Source organism: Oryzifoliimicrobium ureilyticum (assembly GCF_037199735.1).
In the GTDB taxonomy this organism is placed as follows: domain Bacteria; phylum Pseudomonadota; class Alphaproteobacteria; order Rhizobiales; family Rhizobiaceae; genus Rhizobium; species Rhizobium ureilyticus.
Map to the genome: position 1 here is coordinate 1 of NZ_JBBBVQ010000081.1, position 808 is coordinate 808.

At 55.4% G+C, this 808-nt stretch carries 1 protein-coding gene; it reads left to right on the forward strand.

Translation table 11 applies throughout. The annotated features are described in order from the left end of the window. Window positions 1–808: hypothetical protein (locus tag VQ830_RS28720; RefSeq protein WP_337271540.1), on the forward strand; the 808-nt coding region annotated here is incomplete at both ends.

Sequence of the window (808 nt, forward strand, 5' to 3'; positions counted from 1 at the left end):
CTCTTCGCAAATATTTCCAGCAATATGAGGATGGCGTCTATCGCCTGGAGAAGATCGAGGACCTGAACGGCAACGTGATGAAGTTCCGCCGATCGGCAGAAGGATGGCTTGAGCGCATTGACGGTCCTGATGGTCTATCGCTGACTTTCGAAAATGATGCTCATGGCCGACGTACGCGCATTGTCTTGATCGGCACGGATGGTTCCGAGCTGGAGCTTGCGCGATACAGCTATGACAGCAAAGGCCGCATGAGCGATGCCACCTGCGCTTTCGGCATGTCGGTGCATTACTCCTGGTTCCCTGACCGTGACCTGCTGGTCTCCTGGAACAATGTTACGCGCGCCTCTGAAACTCATTTTGTCTACGACGAAGAAGGCCGTGTTTCCCAAACGCGCACCAACGGTATTTGGAACGGCGACCGTTTCGACTACCGAGAAGGCGAGACGCGCTATCTGCCAGGCGGAAGCGAGGGCGAAGCGCAAACCTTCCGCTATGATGAGCATGAGAATGTCACGGCGGAAATCGATGCGCTTGGCGGCACGATTTCTCATAGCTACGACCGTAACGGCTTTCGTACTTCGACCGTCAATCAAAACGGGCACGCAAATCGCCTGCGCTACGACATCCACGGCAACATCAAGGAGGCGGTCGATCCTGAAGGCCGCTCGACGATTTACGGATGGGGCGACGATGGCGAGCTGATGATCGTCATTGATGGCGCTGGCAATCGAAAGACATACAAGCACGACAACAATGCCAATGTTATTGCCGAAGTCGATGCCGAAGGTCACGAGACGCGGCTTGTCCG